This is a genomic window from Ancylobacter sp. SL191 (genome assembly GCF_026625645.1).
Classification (GTDB): domain Bacteria; phylum Pseudomonadota; class Alphaproteobacteria; order Rhizobiales; family Xanthobacteraceae; genus Ancylobacter.
The window spans coordinates 1,652,612-1,672,926 of record NZ_CP113056.1 but is presented as its reverse complement, the minus strand read 5'-3'; the positions used below and the strand labels follow the sequence as shown (position 1 = coordinate 1,672,926).

Genomic DNA, 20,315 nt, shown 5'->3' with positions numbered 1-20,315 from the left:
CTCAAACTCCCGACATGAAAAAGCCGGCCGGGTCATCCCCGGCCGGCTTTTTCATGTGAGGCAACAGATGTCTCTCAGAGCGGCTTCTTGAGCGGCGCGGCGCCGGAGACCATCGCCACAACCGGCACGGCGACCACGGCGGCGCCGGCGGCGAAATGGGTGGTCGGCAGGCTGGTCGACGCACCCTGCGTGAAGCCGCCCGCCACCACCTGGCGCGGCGGGGCGACGAAGGCCGCGAAGCGCCGCAGTTCCGGCGTGCGCAGCACGGCGTTGCGCGAGACGGTCGGGCTGCTGAACAGGCGGCGGATTTCCGCCTGCATCTCCGCATTGTGCGCGGCCGTGCCGGGCTTCGGCGCAGCGGCGGGCGCCGCAGCGGCGGAGGCGGTCGGCGGGGTGGCGGCGGCGCGCGGCGCCGGCGCGCGGCCGGGCTGAAGGCGCTCGCTCGGGAAGATCATGTCGCCGGCGGCGGAGGCATAGGCGAGCGGCGGGGCGGAGCCCTGCGAGCCGACGATGATCTCGGGAAGACCGACCGTCGCGCCCGGCGTCGTGCCGCGCGCGACCTCGCCCGGCCGGGCCGGCGGCAGCGGCGCGAAGCTGCCGGCGCTGGCGACGACGACGGGCTGGACCCCGGTGGCGTCGGCCGGCGGCTGATGGCGCGGCGTCGGCAGCGGTACGGCGGCGGCAAGCGCGGCCAGCGCCGGAGAGCCCGACGGCGCGGTGGCGGGCGTCGCGACCGGCGCGGATGCCACCACGGTGCGGCCGAGCGGGTGCGGCGCCGGCAGCGGCACGGCGACGGGCGCGGCCGCCGCGACGACGGCCTGAGCGGCCGTGGGGGCCGCATTGGCGGGCACTGGGGCTTCCTCGGCATCGTCCGCCGCCGCGACAGCGACCGGCGCCGGAGCGCGCACGGCGGGAGCCTGACGGGTCGGCGCGGCGGCCGGGGTCGTGTCCGCCTCCTCCTCGTCATCCTTGCCGAACAGGGCCGCGAAAATGTTCTTGCCGCCCGCGCCGGGGCGCTTTGGATCATTGCCACCGGACAGGCCGGCAAAGGCCGCCCCGGCACCACCGGGCTCGGAACCGCGCGCCTCGACCTCGGCCAGTGCCAGCGCGTAGCCCGGCATCGGCTTGCCATCGGCGGGCACATGCACGGTCTTGCCATCGGGGAAGACACGGGCGAGCTCGGGCCGCGTCATGCGCGGCCAGTGGCGGATGCCGCCCGTGTCCATATGCACGAAGGGCGAGCCGGAGGTGGGGTAGAAGCCGACGCCGCCGCGCTCCAGCCGCAGGCCGGCTTCGCGGATCTTCGCCAGCGGCACGCCGGGAATGTAGAAGTCCATCGCCTTGCCCTGCATGTGCAGGCTGGTCTTGGCGACGCCGCGCGAGCGCTGGCGGAGCATGGAATTGGTTTCGGGCGAGCGGTAGCCGCCGATCACCTGGATCGGCTGGGTCGCGCCGGTCTCGCGATAGACTTCCCACACGATGTCGAACAGGCGCGGGTCCATATTGGTGGACTCCTTGCGCCGCCAGTCCTGCAGGAGAACGTTGAGCTGCTTCAGCGCCGCCGGGTCATAGCGGCCATTGCGCTTGAAGGTGACCGTGGCGCTCTCGCCGGAATGGACATGGTGTAGCGTGATGGTTCGCGTGTCGCCATTGGCCACCGCGTTCTGCAGCATGTCGGCACTGCCGAGAGTGACGAGCGCCGTGAGGGCAACCGTCTTGATGGCGCGCGATGCGGCGGAGAACTTGCCGGCGCGCTTGCTGCGAAGAACCGATGTGATGCGCACGTACCCGTACCCGAAACCCGAAAGGAACGTTTCCTGAGACGACACGGTCGGGAGCGACCGGGCCGGACATGGTGAACATAGTCTTGTCGGGTTTGGTTAAGGGGCCGTTACGCCCCAAGCCATACCTTGCGGAAGCATGGCTAGGGGGAGACTGTGGCAAAAGAGTGCCAACCTAAAAAATTCGTAATGTTGTACCGTTTTGAACTGCATTCGTGGTTAACAGTGTCTGAAACAACACGTTAAACCACGCAATACTTCCGTTACGGTAGCAACAAAACCCGCGCCGTCACCGCGGCGCCACGACTCCGCCACGATCCGCCACGCGCGTGCCGTTGAGCCCGAGCATCGCCTTGGTCGCGTCGTTGATTCCGTAAATGTCCTCGCGCGACACCAGCTGCCCCTCGGCATCCACATAGGTGGTGAAATAGACGAGGTGGACCGGGAAACGCTGCTTCAGGTTCAGGTACTTCTCGTCGCCACCAATGAGCGAGTTGATTCGCTGCTGGCTCCAGCCATCGCCGGGCAGGCCGACGCTGAACAGCACCTCGGCAAATTTCAGCGGCTCGAACACGCGCACGCAGCCATGGCTGAAGGCGCGCCGGTCGCGGGCGAACAGCGCGCGGCTCGGCGTATCGTGCAGATAGACCGAGTGCTTGTTGGGGAACATGAACTTCATCCGGCCCAGCGCGTTGCGCTCGCCCGGCGCCTGCCGGAACGCATAGCCCTGCGAGCCCCGGCTCCAGTCCACCGTGCCCGGATCGATGATGCGCCCGTTGCGCACCACGTCGATGCCCTGGCGGTCGAGCGCATAGGGGTCGGCCTGCAGCTTGGGCAGCATCTCGTTCTTGATGATGCCCGGCGGCACGTTCCAGGACGGGTTGAACACCGCGTACTGCATCTGCTCGGACATCAGCGGCGTCTGGTTCTCGGGCTTGCCGACGACCACGCGCGTCTCATGGATGGTCTGCTCGTTGACGACGATGCGGACCATGTATTCGGGAATGTTGACGATCACATAGGTCGGCGCGACCTGATGCGGCAGCCAGCGCCAGCGCTCCATGTTGGCGATGATGTCGTCGAGGCTGTCGCCCGCGCCTTCGTTCAGCACAGCGAGCGTGCCGCGCCCGACAATGCCATCGGGATTGGCGCCGGCCAGCCGCTGGAAGTCCCGCACCGCTTCCATGAGATAGGCGTCGTAGACGACATCATCCGGTGCCCCGCCAATGCCCAGCCGGGCGCGCAGAAGCGGCACGCGCGGGTCGCGGTCGCCGGGGCGGATCGAGGGGCCGGCCGGGATCGGCGCGTGAACGACGCCCGCCCCTTCCGCCAGACGGCGGCCGAGCTGGGTCTTCAGCAGCCGGTACTCGTCATAGTACGGGGCGAAGGACGCATAGGCCTTGCCCGCATTCTCCGCCGCCGAGACGGTGGCGAGGACGTCGAGCGGGTCCGGCACGGAGGGGCTCGGATCGACATCCTTGGAGATGCGCTTGGGATCGAAGCGCCCGCTCTGCACATGGCGGGCATAGACCAGCGTGGTGGCGGCCAGGCGCAGTTCGTAATCGGCCAGCGCCGCCTCGTCCGGGCGGGCCGGCAGCGGCGGCACGGTGTAGTCGGCGGGGTTCAGCCCTTCCGCCGCCGCGCCGGTGAAGGCGCCGAGGGCGGCGAGGCCGAGCGGGGTCACCATGCCCTGCGCGACGAACATGGGCTGAAAGTTGCGGGCGGCATAAAACGCGGCAAGCGCCTGCTGCTCGGCCGGGCGCTGGGCGTAGCGCGACAGCCGGTCGGTGACGAGCGCGGTGAGCCGCTCGGAAACGCCCGCATCCGGCCGGGGCGCCTGCGGCGCGCTGACCGTCGCCGGGGTGGAGGTGCCCGTGGCCGGAGCGGCCGGGGTCGCGGCCGCCGGCGTGACGGGGGCGGGCGTCGCCGTACCGGTGCCGGTCTCCGGCGCGCCATTTCCGACGGAAGGCGCCGGGGTCACCGGATCGGCCGGGGCCGCGCTGGCGGGTGCCGGATTGGCCGGCGCCTCGGTCTTCGGACGGGTGTCGTTGATATCGAAGGGCGCGGGGTCATGGCCCAGCGCGGCCAGCAGCGCGGCACCCTGCCCGGCGCTGGTCATGCCGGCGCGGCCGGGATCGAAGGCGGCGACCGGCTGGCCGGTGCCATTGCCGGCGCGCTCGGTAGCGATGGCCGCACCGGAATTCTCCTGCGCCGACGCGGCGAGCGGCATCAGCGTCACGCCAGCCATCAGCAGCGCGAGCGCCGTGCCCGCCAGATGCCGCGCGCGGCCCGCCTCGAAACTCACGCCGATAGTCACGCCACGCCCGGCCATCGCTCTCTCCACTCGTCCCATCCACTCTCGCGACGGGAACGCACTCATCCGCGCTTGGGTCGCACCGCTTCAACTCACGAACGCGCAACTCGTGTCTTCCGGCCACCGGCGTCGCCCGGAAGACACACCCTCGCGGCCACGCTGTCGCCGGGCAAACCCTTGCGCGCACTGTTGCCGTGGGCCGGTAAAGGTCGTGTTAAGCATGATGCCACCTGACCCGCGCTTTTTCATGTCGGCGGGGGAGGCGCGGGAGCTTAGAGGAGGGCGCGGCACCATGCCCTGACGACGCCCGCGCCTTCGTGCTTGCCGGGAGGGCGGCGATTCCTATAATCCGCGCCTTCTTTTTCGGGGGAACCGGACCAGCATGAGCGACCAGACGGCAGGCGACGCGCGCCCGATCGCCATCATCATGGGCAGCCAGTCCGACTGGGAGACCATGCGCCACGCCGCCGAGACGCTGGAAGCGCTCGGCATCGGCCATGACTGCCTGATCGTCTCGGCCCACCGCACCCCGGACCGCATGTTCAGCTTCGCGAAGGGCGCCCGCGCCGCCGGCTACAAGGCGATCATCGCCGGCGCCGGCGGTGCCGCGCATCTGCCGGGCATGGTGGCGGCGCTCACCAGCCTGCCGGTGTTCGGCGTGCCGGTCGAATCCAAGGCGCTCTCCGGCCTCGACAGCCTCTATTCCATCGTGCAGATGCCCGCCGGCATTCCGGTGGGCACGCTCGCCATCGGCAAGGCCGGCGCGACCAATGCCGGGCTGCTCGCCGCCGCCGTGCTCGCCATCACCGACACCGCGCTCGCCGAGCGCCTCGACGCGTGGCGCGCCGCCCGCACCGCCGCCGTCACGGAGCGCCCCGTCTGATGACCCGCATTCTCAAGCCCGGCGACACCATCGGCATTCTCGGCGGGGGTCAGCTCGCCCGCATGATCGCTCTCGCCGCCGCCCCGCTGGGGCTGAAGACGCACATCTTCGCCCCCGAGGATGGCAGCCCGGCCTTTCAGGTCGCCGATGCGGTGACGCAGGCCGCCTATGACGATTTCGCCGCGCTAGAGGCTTTTGCCAAGGCGGTGGACGTCGTCACCTATGAATTCGAGAACGTGCCGGTGGAGACCGCCGCCTTCCTCGCCGGCCATGTGCCCGTGCATCCCGGCGCCCGCGCGCTCGGCATCACGCAGGACCGGCTGGAGGAGAAGACCTTCGTCTCCCGCCTCGGCATCGAGACCGCGCCCTTCGCCGAGGTGAATGACGAGGCCCAGCTCGAGGCCGCGCTGGCCGAGATCGGCCGTCCCGCCGTGCTGAAGACCCGCCGCTTCGGCTATGACGGCAAGGGCCAGGTCATCATCCGCGCGGGTGACGATGCTGCCGCCGCCTTCGCCGCCATCGGCCGTCATCCGGCGATTCTGGAAGGCTTTGTGCCCTTTGAGCGCGAGGTCTCCGTCGTCGCCGCCCGCACCGAGGATGGCCGCTTCGCCGCCTTCGAGGTGACGGAGAACGAGCACCGCCACCACATCCTCCACCGCTCCACCGTGCCGGCCGATGTCTCGCCGGCGGTCGTCGCCGTCTCCGCCGAGATCGCCCGCCGCATCGGCGAGGCGCTCGGTTATGTCGGCGTCTTCGCGGTGGAGATGTTCCTCGTCGTGGTCGAGGGCACGCAGGGTGTCATCGTCAACGAGATCGCCCCGCGCGTTCACAATTCCGGCCACTGGACGCTGGATGGCTGCGAGACCAGCCAGTTCGAGCAGCATGTGCGCGCCATTGCCGGCTGGCCGCTCGGCGCCACCGACCGGCGCGGCCGGGTGGAGATGACCAACCTCATCGGCGACGAGGCCGACACCTGGCACGCAGTGCTGGCCGAGCCCGGCGCGCATCTGCACCTCTATGGCAAGACGGAAGCCCGCCCCGGCCGGAAGATGGGCCACGTCACCCGCATCTTCGCCGAGGACTGACGCCGGCTTCGCGGCCAGTCGGGACGCGATCCCGGGTCAGCCTGCGGCCGTCCGGGATGACAAACCCGAGGGCGGTTCGGATAGGCACGATGCCGGGCCCCTCGCGCGTGCCCTCACGCCATCGTGCAGGGCGGCGTTGAAATTACGCCGCCTCTGAGGGCGTATAGGCGGGCAGACCCTCCTGCCATGGACCGCCCGCTTCATGCCCTTCCTGCGCGAACCCTCCGGTAAGCTGAGCCCTGAGAAGATCGGCGCGCTGCTCGTCGTACTGCTGCCGCTGGCGCTACTGGCCGTGCGCGCGCTCTCCGGCGGCTTCGCCCCGCCCACCCCCTTCGGCGCTCCTCCCGGTCTGGGTGGTGGCGGACTGGGCGGCGGCGCGCTTGGAGGCGGAGGCGCGCTGCCCGGCGAACCGGCACTCGGCGCCCGTCCGCTCATCGAGGTGATCCGCTTCATCGGCGACTGGACCATCCGCCTGCTGCTCGTCACCCTCGCCGTCACCCCGGCCCGGCGGCTGTTCAACTGGCCGAAGCTTTTGAACGCCCGACGCACGCTCGGCCTTGGCGCGGCGCTGCTGCTCGCCATTCATTTCGCGGTCTATCTGGTCGATCTCGGCGATCTCGGCATGGCGGCGCGGGAGATCGTGCTGCGCATCTATCTCACCATCGGCTTCATCGCCCTCCTCGCCTTCGCCGCGATGGCGTCCACCTCGTGGGATGGCGCGGTGCGCCGGCTTGGCGGCGAGCGCTGGAAGCACCTGCACGCGCTGATCTACCCGGCCACCGCCCTCGGCATCCTGCATTTCTTCATGCAACAGAAGCTCGACGTGACCGAGCCGACGCTGATGGCGGGGCTCTTCGTCTGGCTCATGGGGTGGCGGCTGATGCAGCGCTTTGGACGCGGCACGGGGCTGGCAAACCTCGTGGCTCTCGCCTTTATGGCCGGCGTGCTGACGGCGCTGCTGGAAGCCGGCTGGTATCTCGCCGCGACGGGCATCGACCCCGCCCGCGTGCTCGCCGCCAATCTCGCCTTTTCCTACTCGATCCGCCCGGCCTGGTGGGTGTTCGGCGCCGGCCTCGCGGTCGCGCTCGCCAGCGAGGTGGCACTACGCCTGCGCCCGCTGCCCGTGAGACGGGCGGCGCGGGCTTAAGGGAAGACCTCCCGCAGAAGCACCTGCACTTCCGCCTTTGGCAGCGCGGTCCAGCCCTCCAGTTGATGGCGGAACCAGGTGTCCTGCCGCTTGGCATAGCGGCGCGTGTCGAGAATGCCGCCCTCGATCGCCGCCTCAAGCTCGATCTCACCCGCGAGATGGCGCGCGAACCACGGCACGCCATGCGCCTTGAGGATGGTGCGGTCCTCGGGCAGGCCCCGCGCCAGCAGGGCTCGCGCCTCCTCCAGCGCGCCCGCCTCCATCATCAGGTGGAAGCGGCGGGCAATGGCGTCGCGCAGCGCCGTGCGGTCGGTGGCGAGAAAGAGCTTCAGCGCATCATCCCCGGGCAGCACCGGCTCGCTCGCCCGCTCCGCCTGCCACTGCGCCAGCGGGCGGCCGGTCGCCTCGAACACCTCCAGCGCCCGCATCAGCCGCTGCGTGTCGGACGGGCGCAGCCGCCCCGCCGTCTGCGGATCCACCGCCATCAGCCTGGCGTGGAGCTCCGGTGCCGGCAGGTCGAGCCCGCGCACCCGCGCCCGCACCTCGGCAGGAATCGACGGCATGGGCGCCAGCCCCTGCGTCAGCGCCTTGAAATAGAGGCCCGTGCCGCCGATCACGATGGGCAATTGCCCGGACGTCTCGGCCTCAATGATGGCCGCGCGAGCCTCCTCCAGCCAGTGCGCAACCGAGTAGTCGGCGGCCCCGTCCACATGGCCGTAGAGGCGGTGTGGCGCGCGCGCCTCCTCCTCCACGGTGGGGCGGGCGGTGAGCACGCGCAGGTCGCGATAGACCTGCATGGAGTCGGCATTGATGACCACGCCGCCGACCCGTTCGGCCAGTTCCAGCGCCAGCGCCGACTTGCCGCTCGCGGTCGGCCCTGCAATAAGCACCGCGCGCGGGCGCTCCGCCTTTGTCGTCACGCCCGTCTCCCTGTTGGCGCACTCACCCGTGCCGCCCACCGCTTTTTGCCCGTTGCCGCTTCGGCGGCAAGTCCTGCGTTGATTCCTCAGTTCCAGCCGCGTGTTGCCGCCATGTCCGAGACCGCTCCCCTCGTCGCCGTGCTGATCGCCAACCCCGCCGCCCCGGCGTTGGACGCGGACACCCTAAAGAGCGCCCGCGCGGCGGTGCCGGGCGCGGGCGAAGCGCGGGTGCTCAATCCCGGCATCGCCGCCGAATTCGCGGTCGGGCCCGATGCCGACATCGCCGCCCTGCGCGCCGCGCTGGACGGCCGGCCGCTCGATGTGGCGCTGGTGCCGGCAACCGGGCGGCGCAAGAAGCTGTTTCTCGCCGACATGGACTCCACCATGATCGGCCAGGAATGCATCGACGAGCTGGCCGACTATGCCGGGATGAAGGCGCATGTGGCCGAGATCACCGAGCGGGCCATGCGCGGCGAGATCGCCTTCGAGCCGGCGCTGCGCGAGCGCGTGGCGCTGCTGAAAGGTCTCCCGCTCGCCGTGGTCGATGACGTCATTGCCGAGCGCATCCGCCTCACCCCCGGCGGCACGGAGCTTGTGCGCACCATGAAGGCGCATGGCGCGCACACGCTCTTGGTCTCCGGCGGTTTCACCCTGTTCACGCAGCGCGTCGCCGCGATGATCGGCTTCCACGCCGACCGGGCCAATGTGCTGGTGACCGACGGCGACGCCTTTGCCGGCCTCGTCGAGGAACCGATCCTCGGGCGCGAGGCCAAGCTCGCCGCGCTGGTCGAGATGCGGGAGGCGCTGGGTCTCGGCGAATCCGACACGATGGCGGTCGGCGACGGCGCCAATGATCTCGCCATGATCGGGGAAGCCGGCTTCGGCGTCGCCTATCACGCCAAGCCCGCCGTGGCGGCGGCCGCGCGGTTCCGCATCGACCATGGCGACCTCACCGCCCTGCTTTACCTGCAGGGCTACACGGCGGACGCCTTCGTCACCGCCTGAGGCGTCACGGCGCCAGCGGCGGCGCCATGATCGGGCTGCGCAGCGGATCCATCGGAATATCCACCGGCGGCGCGAGCGGCGGCGCGGCGGCGCCGGGCTGCGGGTATTGCGGCAGGTTGAGCGGCACCGGGCGCGGCGCGGCCGGACGCGGCGACGGCGCGGGCGCTGCCGCGCGCGGGGCCGGCTGGGGTGCCGGTTGCGGCGCGGCCTGCGGGGCGACCTGAGGCGCGGGGGCCTGAGCGGGTGGCTGGGTCGACTGGCCGCCATCGGTCAGCGGCGTGCGGCCATATTCCGCCTCAAGCCGCTTGGTCTCGCGCTCCAGCGCCCGCATGTTGATCGCCGCGACCAGCGCGGTGATGTCGAAACGCCGCTCGGGCGCGTTGAGCGGCCCGCGCCATTGCACGCCGGCCCCGGGCGGGGCGCCGGATGCGGTGGGGCTGGCGCCGGACATGTCGTCCATCTCCAGCGTCGTCTCGAAGGACAGCGCGGGAATATCGAAGGCGCCGGTCAGCGCGAAACGCTGGTCGCCCAGCGCCGCGCGGGCGGTGGAGGAACGGGCGACGCCGTTCACCACGCTCAGCGCGCTCTCGATGCGCGGCAGCTTGAGCGCCCCGCGCGAGAGCCCCTCATTGAGCAGTTGCACGATGCGCGCCTGTTCGGGCGGCAGGCCGCGCTCGGTGGCGAGCATGACATATTGCAGCGCGCGCGGGTCGTTGAACGGGATCTCCAGCCCCTCCAGCACCAGGCTGCCCTGCCCTTGCAGGCTGGCGGCTATGCCGCGCGGCGAACGCCCGGCGCCGGTGAGGTCGAGCGCGAGCGTCACCCCCGCGCTGGCGCCCGGCCGCTCGACGCCGGCGGCGCGCAGCAGCGGCCCGCTTTCGGCATCGGTGATGGCGAGATGGCCGTCGACCGCGAGATTGTCGCCGCGCCGGCGCAGGTCGAAGCGCGCGGCGAGCCGCCCGCCGGCCAGCGTGCCGGAAAGCTCCTCCACCGCGACCACGCCCTCGCTCACGCGGGCATTCAGCTTGGCGAGGTCCAGCACCAGCCCGGCCGGCAGGTCGAGCTGGCGCAGGCTGAGCTTCACCGAGGCGGTGAGCGGGCCGAGCGCCGGCGGGCCGAAGCGCCCATCCGGCCAGCCGCTCGCCGGCGGACCGGGCGGCGGCGCCACCGTCCCCGTACCGAGCGCCAGCGCGGCGGGCAGGCTCCAGCGGTCGAGCGCCAGTTCCAGCGTCAGCGGCACGCTCTCGCCGGGGATATAGGCGGCGCGCCCGTCAATGCGCTCGCCGCCGATAGTGCCGGTCAGCGCCTCGAGCCGCCAGACCGGGCCCTCGCGCCCGAGCGTGGCGGTGAGTTCGGCCGGCACGCGGGCGACACCGCCATTGGTCAGCGCCGGGAACAGCCGGGCAAGGTCCGCCCCGCGCAGCGTGACGGCAAGGTCCGGCGCCACGCGGCCATCGGCCTCGACGGTCACCTGTCCGAGCGCTTCCAGCGTGCCGCCGGCAAAGGCGAGGCGCGCCTCGGTGCGGGTGCCCACGGACACCGTCGCCTGCGCCACGCCGAGGCCGGGGCGCAGGGCGGGAACGCCGAGCTTGCCGAGCACCGCGCTGCCATCCGCCGCCGTCAGCGCCGCCTCGATCTGCAAGGGCTGCCCCGTGCCGAAGCCGGCCGAGCCCTCCCCGCTCAACACCCCGAGCCGGCCGCGCGCTTCTAGCGCGAGACGCCCCTTGTCGGAGGTGAGCGTGGTGGTGAGATCCAGCGGGGCGAGGCTCGGTCCGAGCGCGGCGACCAGTGCCTCGCCCTGCGGCAGGCCAAGCGCGCGGGTCAGCGCCGGCAGCCCGTCGACCCGCGTGCCGGTGAGCCGCGCCTCGAAGCGCCCGTCGCTCTCCGCCGCCGCGGTGAGCCGCCCGGAGCCGGTGAGGTCCAGCCCGCCGAAATTGCGAATGGCGAGCCGCTCGATGCCGAGCCCGCCGCCATCGGCCTTGAGGATGACATCGGCACCGGCGGCGCCGACCCCGGCAAGGCGCACATCCGTGCCGGAAAAGCTCAGCCCGACATCGAAGCGCTGGCCGCCAAAGCCGATCATCCGGCGCAGCGGCGGCAGCAGCGGGTCGAGATCGACGCCCTTGGTCGCCAGCACCGCGTCCACCTTGCCGCGTCGGCCATCGGCCGGGAAGGCATAGGCGGCGGTGCCGGTGAGGCTGAGCTGATCGCCCAGCGTGAAGGTCAACCGGTCGAGCGCCACCCGGTCCGCGCCGACCGCGATGGCCGCCTTGAGCGAGACCGCTCCGCCGGGCAGGCCGGCAAGCAGCGCGGTCGCCTCGGGCGCGGCCCAGCCGGCGAAGGCGGGCAGGTCTTCGGCGGCGAGCGCCATGTCGCCGGTGAACAGCGCGGCGTCGGCCGGGGGACGGATCGGCTGGCCAGCGCCGGCGGCCTGCGGCAGACGGCCCGACAAAGCAAGGCTCGCCCGGCCGGGCAGCCGCGCCTCGATGCTGCGGGCGCGCCAGCCGGCGGGCGACCAGTCGAGCCCGAGCTTGACCGCGCGCATCGGCGCACCACCGAGCAGCACGGTGTCGGTGGAGAGGTCGAGCGAACCGGAGCGGGCGATGCCCGCCAGCGGCGCCACGGTCTGGGCGACGCGGGTGAGCGCGGCAAGCGGGGCGGCCCCGCCGGTCGCCGCGCCGAGGTCGATCTGGCGCGCCGCCAAGGTGAGGTCGAGCCGCGAGCCGCCAGCATCGCCGGTCGTGCCGGCGGCGGGAGCGGTGGCCGGAGCGGTTGCGAGCGCGGCGGCGACATAGCGCCCGCTGCCCGACAACTCCACCGGCACCTCGCCGCTGCCGAGCTGAAGCGCGAGGTTGGTGATGTCGACCGCCTGATAGGTCGCGTTCACCGTGCCGGAAAGGCTCCAGCCGGCGAGCGGGTCGCGGACGGGCACCGCGCCATCGCCGTCGCGCAGCGGCGGCCCGCCGGCGCCGGGCGTGCGCGAGGCGAGCGACGCCTTGCCCTGGAAACCCGGCCGCCCGCCGGTGAAGGCCAGCACGCCGTCGAGATCGAGCGCGAAGGGCGAGCCGACATCCTGCACGCCGAGGCGCAGCCGCGCCGGCCCCTCGGCTGCCGCCAAGGCGAGCCGCACCGTGCGGAGCACGCCCGCCGCCTCCACCTGTCCCTCCAGCCGCAGCGGCCCTGCAAGGCCGCCAAGATCGCCCATGAGATTGACGGCGGACAGCGTCAGGTCATGCCCGCCGGCGCGGTCGATCAGCTCCACCGCGCTGTTCTGCAGGCGCAGATCGGCGATGGAGAGCGGCGCGGGCCGGCTGGTGCCGGTGGGCAGCGCCACGCGGCCATCGCCGCCGATCACCACGCGGATGCGGGCGCGCTCCAGCGTCACCCGGTCGGCGACGATGCGCCCGCTGAGCAACTGGCCGAGCGAGAGGCGCCCGCTCAGCTCACCCGCGACGATGCCGGTGCCGCCCGCGTCGAGGCCGATGGCGACATCGCGCAGGGTGAAGCTCGGATTGGGCAGGAGGCGGGCGTCGATCGGCCCGCGAATGACCACGGGCACGCCGAGCGTGCGCGCCGCCTGCGCCTCGAAGGTCGCGCGGAACTGCGTCCAGTCGACCACGAACGGAGCCGCGAAGGCCGCGACGACGGCCAGGATGATGGCGCTCGCTATGGTCAGCAGAAGGTTCTGCACGCCTCTCCTCCGGTCGTCCGGCGCCGATGGGCCGGTCTCGCGGCTCGGGACGCGGCCGCTTCCCGCCGGTTTACCGCGAGATTGTTGAGATTTTTCGCACCTCTATGCTGCCGCGCCCGGCGCCCGGCCCGCAAGCGCAAAAGCCGGGGCGGGCTTTACGCGGCGAACGGGGTCGGCGCCACTCACGGCAGCATCTTGCCGGGGTTCATGATGTCCCGCGGGTCGAGCGCGGCCTTGATGGCACGCATCGCCGCCAGAGTCTCAGCCCCGTGCTCGGCTTCCATATATTTGCGCTTGCCCTGGCCGACGCCATGCTCGCCCGTGGCGGTGCCGCCCATGGCGAGCGAGCGTTCGATCATGCGCGAAATGAAGGACTTGGCCTTGGCGACATCGTGCGGGTCGTCCATGTCGACCAGCGTCACCGTGTGGAAATTGCCGTCGCCGACATGGCCGACGATCGGGGCGATCATGCCCATTTCCTCGATGTCGTGCTTGGTCTCGTCGACGCAATCGGCGAGGCGCGACAGCGGCACGCACACATCGGTCGCCAGCGCCTTGGCACCGGGCTTCAGCGGCAGGCAGGCCCAATAGGCATCGTGCCGGGCCTGCCAGAGCTTCGTCCGGTCTTCCGGCCGCGTCGCCCAGCTGAAGTCGCCACCGCCGAAATCGCGGGCGATCTCGCCGAAGCGCTCGGCCTGCTCATGAACGCTCGCCTCGGTGCCGTGGAACTCGACGAACAGCGTCGGCGCCTCGGCGAGGTTCAGCTTGGAGTAGGCGTTGCAGGCGCGCACCTGCACCTCGTCGAGCAGTTCGATGCGCGCGACCGGCAGGCCGGACTGGATGGTGAGGATCACCGCGTCGCAGGCCGCGCGGATGGTCGGAAAGGCGCACACGCCCGCCGAGATCGCCTCAGGGATACCCGAGAGCTTCAGCGTCAGGCTGGTGATGATGCCGAGCGTGCCTTCCGCGCCGACGAAAAGGCGGGTGAGGTCATAGCCCGCCGCCGACTTCTTGGCCCGGCGCGCCGTGGTGATGACCTCGCCATTGGCCAGCACGGCGGTGAGCGCGATGACATTGTCCTTCATCGTGCCGTAGCGCACCGCGTTGGTGCCGGAGGCGCGGGTCGAGGCCATGCCGCCGAGCGAGGCATCCGCGCCAGGGTCGATGGGGAAGAACAGGCCGGCATCGCGCAGATGCTCGTTGAGCTGCTTGCGCGTCACGCCCGGCTCGACCACGCAGTCGAGATCTTCCGGGTGAACCGACAGCACGCGGTTCATGCGCGAGAGATCGATGGAGATGCCGCCGCGCGGGGCGTTCACCTGCCCCTCCAGCGAGGAGCCGGCGCCGAAGGGAATGACCGGCACGCCGACCTTGGCGCAGGCGCGGACCACGCGCTGCACCTCTTCGGTGCTCTCGACGAACACCACCGCGTCCGGCGCCTCATTGGCGAGCCAGGTGATGGTGTTGGCGTGCTGCTCACGGATGGCGCGGCCGAGCGCGAGGCGGTCGCCGAAATGGCCGGCGAGCTCAGCGATCACCGTGGCGACCTCTGACCCATCCGCCGCCGTCGCTGCGCGGCCCTCATCCAGCATCTCAGCCATGTCATCCTCCCTGCCCGGCCTTTGGCGCAGGGCTTACACCCGATCGTCCGGCGGCGCGAGACGCGCGCACCGTGCGAATCCGCCCGACGAAGCGCAAAAACCGCGAGATCGCAAGATTTCAGTCATTCAATCGCCATCAGGGCAGGTGACGACTGCTCTGAAAGGCGGCACAATGCTTGTCAATAAGGCAGCGCGGAAGTCGCTCGCTTCTCGGGGGTCGTGTCATGCTGGACGGGATCGACTTCGAGCCCGTGTTCTTCGCGCCGTTCGTCTCCTCCGTCATGACGGTCGAGCCGGGCTGGGTGGATCACAACGGGCACCTTCATTCGACCTACTACACCCTGCTGTTCGAGCAGGCGGTGGACGAGGCTGTGTTCCTCGTCGGCCTCGGCCCGCATCTGACCAGCCGGGCGCCGGCCTCCTTCTTCACCGTGGAGGCGCATCAGCGTTTCGAGCGGTCGCTGCAGGTCGGCCATCAGGTGCGCGTCACACTGCGGCTGATCAATTATGACGAGAAGCGGATGCACCTGTTCCAGGAGCTGCACCATGCCGGCGAAGGCTGGACGGCGGCCACCTGCGAGCAGATCGCCCAGCATGTCGAGCCCGGCAGCCGCCGCGTCTCGCCCTTCCCGGACGAGGTTCTGGAGCGCCTCGCGCTGATGCGGGCGGCGCATGGCGCCCTGCCGCTGCCGGACGGCCTCGGCCGCCCGATCAACATGCCGATCCGGCTGTCGTGAACCTTTAGGCCGCCGGAGCGGCCCCCTCACCCGCGGCGGGGACGTCCCGCATCGGCGGCGAGTTCCAGCGTTACCCAGCCCTCGATGGTGCGCTTGCGCACGAGGCGCAGCCCCTGCGCGCGATAGGCCGCGAGCGCCGCATTGGCGTGGGACGGCAGCAGCCCCGACAGCACCACCCGCCCGCCGGGCGCCAGCAGCTTCGCCAGCGGCCGGGCGATCAGCTTGAGCGGCGCCAGCAGGATGTTGGCGAGGATCAGGTCGTAAGGCCCGCCGCGCTTGAAGGCGCCGGCGCCGAGGCCCGGCGCGTGCAGGAAGGTGATCTCCGGCCCGGCATGGTTGGCGCGCGCATTGGCCCGCGCGGTCGCCACCGCGACGCGGTCGATGTCGCTGGCCAGAACCGGCGTGTGGAACAGCCGCGCCGCCGCCATGGCGAGCACGCCCGTGCCGGTGCCGACGTCGAGCGTGCGGAAGGGCCGGCGCTTCTTGCCGAAGGCGTCGATGGCGGCGAGGCACCCCTTGGTGGTGCCGTGATGGCCGGTGCCGAAGGCCAGCGCCGCCTCGATCTCGATGCCGATATGGTTGGGCCCGACCACATGCCGGTCATGCGAGCCATGCACGAGGAAGCGGCCGATGGCGACCGGCGCCAGCCCTTCCAGCGAGGCGGCGACCCAGTCCTTCTTCTCCAGCGTGGAGAACACCGCGCTCTCCGCCAGATCCGGCGCGACGATGGCGATCAGCTCGCGCACCATCGCCTCGTCCGGCTCCTCGCCGAAATAGACCTCGACCGCCCAGCCTGAACCTTCCGCGACATTCTCGATCTCGAAGGCGCTGGTCGCCACCTCCGCCGGATCGAAGCTCTCGCCGAGAAATTCCGCGATGTGGCGCGCCGCCTCTTCCGGCGCGTCGAGGCGCATCACATGCGAGGCCCCGTTGGGCGGCAATCCTTCGAGCATGGCACTCCTCGCGTCGCGGGCTGGATGGCGCTCTGTAAGCGAGGGCGCGGGGGAATGCCAGATGCCTATTCCGCCGCGAGCCTTCCGGCGCGGAACGGCACCAGCGCGACCATGTGGCTGGAGAGATCGTCCGCCAGGGCCGGATCACCCCTCAGCGCGGCAAGGCTGCGGGCCACGGGCAGCGCCCGTCCCTGCGCCGCCAGCGCCTCGGCAAAGGCGATCAGCGCATCCTCGGCGTTGAGCAGCGCCGCATCCACATCGTCCCCGGCCGAGAAACAGCCGGGCAGATCGGGGAACCACAACCCGACCGCCTGGTCCGGGCCGGCATCCTCGACAATGGCGATATAATGAGACATCGGCATCCCGCTCAGTCGATCGTCCAACCGGCCGCCTTGTAGATGGCGCGCAACAGACCTTGCCCGAGATCCTTCCTCGGATGCGGCAGGACGATTATCGCCCCGTTGGACGGATTGCGGAAGACGTGGTGCGATCCCTTGATGCGGTCCAGCACCCATCCCTCGCGCTCAAGTCGCCGCCGGATGTCTCGACTGTTGGTCAGCATGTTTGCGTCCCGGCCATTTGCAACGCAAACACACGGCACGAAGATGGTTGTCGTCGAGATGCCGGATCGCCCGACACCAAGCCCTCACGCCGCCTGCACGAAGCTGTCGACCACCTTCTTCTCGCCGGCCTTGTCGAACTGGACGGTGAGCTTGTTGCCCTCCACCGCCACCACCTCGCCATAGCCGAACTTCTGGTGGAACACGCGCGCGCCGAGGTCGAAACGGGCCGGCGTGCCGGTGGATTTGGCGATCAGCTCGCCCTCGATGATGCGCGTGCCGCGCGCGGCGGTGGAGGCGGCGAAGCGCGTGGGGCGGTTGTCGAAGCCGCCCGAATCCCGCCCGCCGGTAAAGCCGCCGGAAGAACCGCCCGAGGCGCCGCCCGACGACCCGCCGCCGCCAAAGCTCCCGCCGCCCGCCCGCGCCGCGTTCTGCGCGTTCTGCGCGCGCTGCCAGCCGGGGGTGGAATAGGACGAGCCGAAGCTCTGCGCCTCGTCGAAGCGGCTGGGGCCATAGCCATAGCGCCCCTGGCCCTGCCCGCCGCCCCAGCCGGAGCCGCCGCGCGATTCCGTCACCTCCACATCCTTTTCCGACAATTCGTCGAGGAAGCGCGAGGGCACGCTGGACTGCCAGAGCCCATGGATGCGCCGGTTGGAGGCGAAGAACACCTTGGCGCGCTTGCGGGCGCGGGTGAGGCCGACATAGGCGAGGCGGCGTTCCTCCTCCAGCCCGGCGCGGCCCTGCTCGTCGAGCGCGCGCTGGTTGGGAAACACGCCCTCCTCCCAGCCCGGCAGGAACACGGTGTCGAATTCCAGCCCCTTGGCCGAATGCAGCGTCATGATGTTGACGGCGTCCTGCCCGGCGGCGCCTTCCGCGTCCATCACCAGCGAAATGTGTTCGAGGAAGCCGACAAGGTTCTCGAACGCCTCCATGGAACGCACCAGTTCCTTGAGGTTGTCGAGCCGCCCGGCCGCGTCCGCCGAGCGGTCCTTCTGCCACATCTCGGTGTAGCCGCTCTCATCCAGCACGATCTCGGCGAGTTCATGCTGCGGCAGGGTGGCCATCTGCTCGCGCCAGCGGTCGAAGGCGCCGACGAGATCGCGCAGGGTGAGCCGCACCTTGGGCTTCAGCTCCTCGTTGCCGACAAGCTCGCGCGCCGCCTCGATCAGCGGCAATTGCGCGGCACGGGCATGGTCGTGGATCTGCCGCAGTGCCGCGTCGCCAAGGCCGCGCTTGGGCACATTGACGATGCGCTCGAAGGCAAGGTCGTCGGAGGGCGAGACGATGACGCGCAGATAGGCCAGCGCGTCGCGGATTTCCGCCCGCTCATAAAAGCGCGGGCCGCCAAGGACGCGGTAATTCAGCCCCAGCGTGACGAAACGGTCTTCAAATTCGCGCATCTGGAACGAGGCGCGCACGAGAATGGCGACCTGATTGAGCGGATGGGCCTGGCGCTGAAGCTGCTCGATTTCCTCGCCAATGGCGCGGGCCTCTTCCTGGCTGTCCCAGGCGCCGGTCACCGTCACCTTCTCGCCGGACTGGCCCTCCGAGAACAACGTCTTGCCGAGCCGGCCCTCATTATGGGCGATGAGGTGGCCGGCGGCGCCGAGAATATGCCCGTCGGAGCGGTAATTGCGCTCCAGCCGCACCACGGTCGCGCCGGGAAAATCGCTCTCGAAGCGCAGGATGTTGTCCACCTCGGCACCGCGCCAGCCATAGATCGACTGGTCGTCATCGCCGACGCAGCACACATTGCGCGAGCCCTGCGCCAGCAGCCGCAGCCACAGATACTGGGCGACGTTGGTGTCCTGATACTCGTCGACCAGGATGTAGCGGAAACGCTTGTGGTACTCCGCCAGCACGTCCGGGTTCTCGCGCAGCAGGCGGATGCTCTCCAGCAGGAGATCGCCGAAATCGACGGCGTTCAGTGCCTTCAGTCGCGCCTGATAGGCGGCATAAAGCTTCTGCCCGCGCCCATTGGCGAAGGCCGCGCCCTCGCCGGCGGACACCTGATCGGGCGACAGGCCGCGATTCTTCCAGCCGTCGATGGTGTTGGCGAGCAGCCGCGCCGGCCAGCGCTTCTCGTCGATCGCCTCCGCCTGAAGCAGCTGCTTCAGCAGCCGGATCTGGTCGTCCGTGTCGAGAATGGTGAAGCCAGAGCGCAGCCCCACCAGTTCCGAATGGCGACGCAGCATGCGCACGCCGATGGAGTGGAAGGTGCCGAGCCACGGCATGCCCTCCACCTGCTCGCCGACCATGGCGCCGATGCGCTCCTTCATCTCGCGCGCGGCCTTGTTGGTGAAGGTCACGGCGAGAATCTGCGAGGGCCAGGCGCGGCCGAGCGAGAGAATGTGAGCGATGCGGGTGGTGAGCACGCGGGTCTTGCCGGTGCCGGCGCCGGCGAGCACGAGCACCGGGCCTTCGGTCGCCTCCACGGCGGCGCGCTGCTCGGGGTTCAGCCCGTCGAGATAGACGCCGCTGGCCGCCGGCCGGCCGGGACTGGCCAGCGCCGATGCCCGCGCGGCAATGCCGCCCGGCTTCGGCGCGGGAGCTTCCACACGCGCCGGCAGGTCGAAGGGAATATCGAACTCATCGTCCGGCGGCTGGTTCCGGGGATCGGCCAAGGGCCCGCTCGCAGTCATGGTTTTTGATTCTTGGGACAAAAGATTGGGAGAACAAAATGGCATCGCCATGCCCGTTTGGCGAGGGCAGCAACGAATCGGCGATTCTGCACCGCTTTTTCCACGCGCGGCGACAGCGCCCTCAGGGCCGGGGCAGAACCTGCGTGACCGGCGAGCCGGGCGCGGGCAGGCTGCCGAACCAGGTCTGGTGGATGCGCGCCAGCGTGCCGTCGGTCTTCAGCCGGGACACGATGGCGTTCACCGGCTCGGTGAGCGGCGAGCCCTTGGCGAGCATCAGGCCGTAGCTTTCCTCCGTGCCGAGCCGCGCCACCACGGCGAGATCGCTGCGCCCGAGCAGGCGGTAGAGCAGCGCCGGCATGTCGCCGATATGGGCATCGACCTCGCGGCGGCTGAGCGCGGCGAGCCCCTCATCCAGCGTGCGCACATGGTGGACGTCGCCGATGCGGTACTGCGCGCGGTGCGCGCTCACCCATTGGTCGCTGGTGGTCTGAGGGATGACGCTGACCCTCCGGTCCTTCAGGTCGCCCAGCGCGCGAACCGGCGAACGGCGCATCACCACCAGAGCCTGGGTGGTGCGGTAATAAGGCTGGGTGAAGTCGAAGCCTTTCAGGCGTTCGGGCGTGATGCTGAGCGAGGATATGGCGATATCGATCCGCCCCTCCTGCAGCGCCGTGAACAGCTCCGCGAAACGCAGGTCGGTGATCTCGACCGGTCGGCCGAGCTGGTCCCCGATGGCCCGCACGAGATCGGCCTCGAAGCCGATCACGTCGCCGGCGGCATTGTAGAACTCCCAGGGCATGTTGAGCAGCGTCGCCCCCACGCGCAGCGGCGGCGCGGTGTGCGCCTCGGCGCGCATCTCTGCCGGGGCGGTCGTCGGCACCTGCGCCTGGCTTGGGGCGAGACCCAGCGGGAGCAGCGACAGCCAAGCGAGCGCAAGCCCCAGTCCGCGCCACAGGGCCGGTCCGGAAATGCGCAGCGTCGCCACCGGCGGGATTA

Annotated in this window: 15 protein-coding genes; 5 read left to right on the top strand and 10 right to left on the bottom strand. The window is 70.7% G+C overall.

What is annotated here, in order from left to right:
• Positions 1-74 precede the first annotated feature (74 nt).
• Positions 75-1,784: a DUF882 domain-containing protein gene (locus OU996_RS07515; RefSeq protein WP_420712714.1), complete on the bottom strand. Its 1,710-nt coding sequence runs from the start codon at positions 1,782-1,784 to the stop codon at positions 75-77.
• A gap of 286 nt (positions 1,785-2,070) precedes the next feature.
• Complete coding sequence (locus OU996_RS07510) at positions 2,071-4,113, bottom strand: L,D-transpeptidase family protein (protein ID WP_267584991.1); 2,043 nt, start codon at positions 4,111-4,113, stop codon at positions 2,071-2,073.
• A 364-nt stretch (positions 4,114-4,477) separates the two neighbouring features.
• Here OU996_RS07510 and purE point away from each other — a divergent pair, with 364 nt between their 5' ends.
• The 3 genes from purE to OU996_RS07495 all read left to right on the top strand — a co-directional run bounded on the left by purE (position 4,478) and on the right by OU996_RS07495 (position 7,210).
• Positions 4,478-4,978: a 5-(carboxyamino)imidazole ribonucleotide mutase gene (purE, locus tag OU996_RS07505; RefSeq protein WP_267584990.1), complete on the top strand. Its 501-nt coding sequence runs from the start codon at positions 4,478-4,480 to the stop codon at positions 4,976-4,978.
• On the top strand, positions 4,978-6,063 hold the full coding sequence (locus OU996_RS07500) for a 5-(carboxyamino)imidazole ribonucleotide synthase (RefSeq protein WP_267584989.1): 1,086 nt from the start codon (positions 4,978-4,980) through the stop codon (positions 6,061-6,063). Before purE ends, OU996_RS07500 begins: the two co-directional genes overlap by 1 nt.
• Positions 6,064-6,265: 202 nt before the next feature.
• Positions 6,266-7,210 carry a sulfite oxidase heme-binding subunit YedZ gene (locus tag OU996_RS07495; protein WP_267584988.1) on the top strand — a complete coding sequence of 315 codons (945 nt, stop codon included), beginning with the start codon at positions 6,266-6,268 and terminating at the stop codon, positions 7,208-7,210.
• Here OU996_RS07495 and miaA read toward each other — a convergent pair.
• Positions 7,207-8,130 (bottom strand): tRNA (adenosine(37)-N6)-dimethylallyltransferase MiaA, encoded by a 924-nt coding sequence (gene miaA / locus OU996_RS07490; RefSeq protein ID WP_267584987.1) that lies wholly within the window; start codon positions 8,128-8,130, stop codon positions 7,207-7,209. The two genes, OU996_RS07495 and miaA, sit on opposite strands and share 4 nt — an antisense overlap.
• 111 nt (positions 8,131-8,241) lie before the next feature.
• Here miaA and serB point away from each other — a divergent pair, with 111 nt between their 5' ends.
• Entirely contained in the window at positions 8,242-9,135 is an 894-nt protein-coding gene (gene serB / locus OU996_RS07485; protein WP_267584986.1) for a phosphoserine phosphatase SerB, read from the top strand.
• A gap of 4 nt (positions 9,136-9,139) precedes the next feature.
• Here serB and OU996_RS07480 read toward each other — a convergent pair whose 3' ends face one another.
• Positions 9,140-12,826: an AsmA family protein gene (locus OU996_RS07480; RefSeq protein ID WP_267584985.1), complete on the bottom strand. Its 3,687-nt coding sequence runs from the start codon at positions 12,824-12,826 to the stop codon at positions 9,140-9,142.
• Between the two features lie 182 nt (positions 12,827-13,008).
• On the bottom strand, positions 13,009-14,418 hold the full coding sequence (locus tag OU996_RS07475; RefSeq protein ID WP_267585636.1) for an FAD-binding oxidoreductase: 1,410 nt from the start codon (positions 14,416-14,418) through the stop codon (positions 13,009-13,011).
• 233 nt (positions 14,419-14,651) lie between these two features.
• On the opposite strand from OU996_RS07475, the gene OU996_RS07470 reads away from it, so the two are divergent.
• Positions 14,652-15,164: a thioesterase family protein gene (locus OU996_RS07470; RefSeq protein ID WP_267584984.1), complete on the top strand. Its 513-nt coding sequence runs from the start codon at positions 14,652-14,654 to the stop codon at positions 15,162-15,164.
• A 26-nt stretch (positions 15,165-15,190) separates the two neighbouring features.
• Here the strand turns inward: OU996_RS07470 and OU996_RS07465 are convergent, their stop codons facing one another.
• From OU996_RS07465 to OU996_RS07445, 5 genes are all read right to left on the bottom strand, one after another.
• The gene (locus OU996_RS07465) at positions 15,191-16,117 is read right to left on the bottom strand and encodes a 50S ribosomal protein L11 methyltransferase (RefSeq protein ID WP_267584983.1); all 927 of its coding nucleotides are present in this window, start codon (positions 16,115-16,117) and stop codon (positions 15,191-15,193) included.
• 65 nt (positions 16,118-16,182) lie between these two features.
• The gene (locus OU996_RS07460; RefSeq protein ID WP_267584982.1) at positions 16,183-16,473 is read right to left on the bottom strand and encodes a type II toxin-antitoxin system HicB family antitoxin; all 291 of its coding nucleotides are present in this window, start codon (positions 16,471-16,473) and stop codon (positions 16,183-16,185) included.
• Positions 16,474-16,484: 11 nt separating this feature from the next.
• Positions 16,485-16,679: a type II toxin-antitoxin system HicA family toxin gene (locus OU996_RS07455; protein ID WP_267584981.1), complete on the bottom strand. Its 195-nt coding sequence runs from the start codon at positions 16,677-16,679 to the stop codon at positions 16,485-16,487.
• Between the two features lie 84 nt (positions 16,680-16,763).
• Complete coding sequence (locus tag OU996_RS07450) at positions 16,764-19,301, bottom strand: ATP-dependent helicase (protein ID WP_420712713.1); 2,538 nt, start codon at positions 19,299-19,301, stop codon at positions 16,764-16,766.
• Positions 19,302-19,440: 139 nt separating this feature from the next.
• Entirely contained in the window at positions 19,441-20,304 is an 864-nt protein-coding gene (locus OU996_RS07445; protein ID WP_267584979.1) for a substrate-binding periplasmic protein, read from the bottom strand.
• Positions 20,305-20,315: the final 11 nt, after the last annotated feature.

What these genes read in the sequence shown, in the direction of transcription:
- OU996_RS07510 (WP_267584991.1), bottom strand. Translation starts at nt 4,113, where the DNA reads ATGGCCGGGCGTGGCGTGACTATCGGCGTGAGTTTCGAGGCGGGCCGC.
- purE (WP_267584990.1), top strand. Translation starts at nt 4,478, where the DNA reads ATGAGCGACCAGACGGCAGGCGACGCGCGCCCGATCGCCATCATCATG.
- OU996_RS07500 (WP_267584989.1), top strand. Translation starts at nt 4,978, where the DNA reads ATGACCCGCATTCTCAAGCCCGGCGACACCATCGGCATTCTCGGCGGG.
- OU996_RS07495 (WP_267584988.1), top strand. Translation starts at nt 6,266, where the DNA reads ATGCCCTTCCTGCGCGAACCCTCCGGTAAGCTGAGCCCTGAGAAGATC.
- serB (WP_267584986.1), top strand. Translation starts at nt 8,242, where the DNA reads ATGTCCGAGACCGCTCCCCTCGTCGCCGTGCTGATCGCCAACCCCGCC.
- OU996_RS07475 (WP_267585636.1), bottom strand. Translation starts at nt 14,418, where the DNA reads ATGCTGGATGAGGGCCGCGCAGCGACGGCGGCGGATGGGTCAGAGGTC.
- OU996_RS07470 (WP_267584984.1), top strand. Translation starts at nt 14,652, where the DNA reads ATGCTGGACGGGATCGACTTCGAGCCCGTGTTCTTCGCGCCGTTCGTC.
- OU996_RS07465 (WP_267584983.1), bottom strand. Translation starts at nt 16,117, where the DNA reads ATGCTCGAAGGATTGCCGCCCAACGGGGCCTCGCATGTGATGCGCCTC.
- OU996_RS07460 (WP_267584982.1), bottom strand. Translation starts at nt 16,473, where the DNA reads ATGTCTCATTATATCGCCATTGTCGAGGATGCCGGCCCGGACCAGGCG.
- OU996_RS07455 (WP_267584981.1), bottom strand. Translation starts at nt 16,679, where the DNA reads ATGCTGACCAACAGTCGAGACATCCGGCGGCGACTTGAGCGCGAGGGA.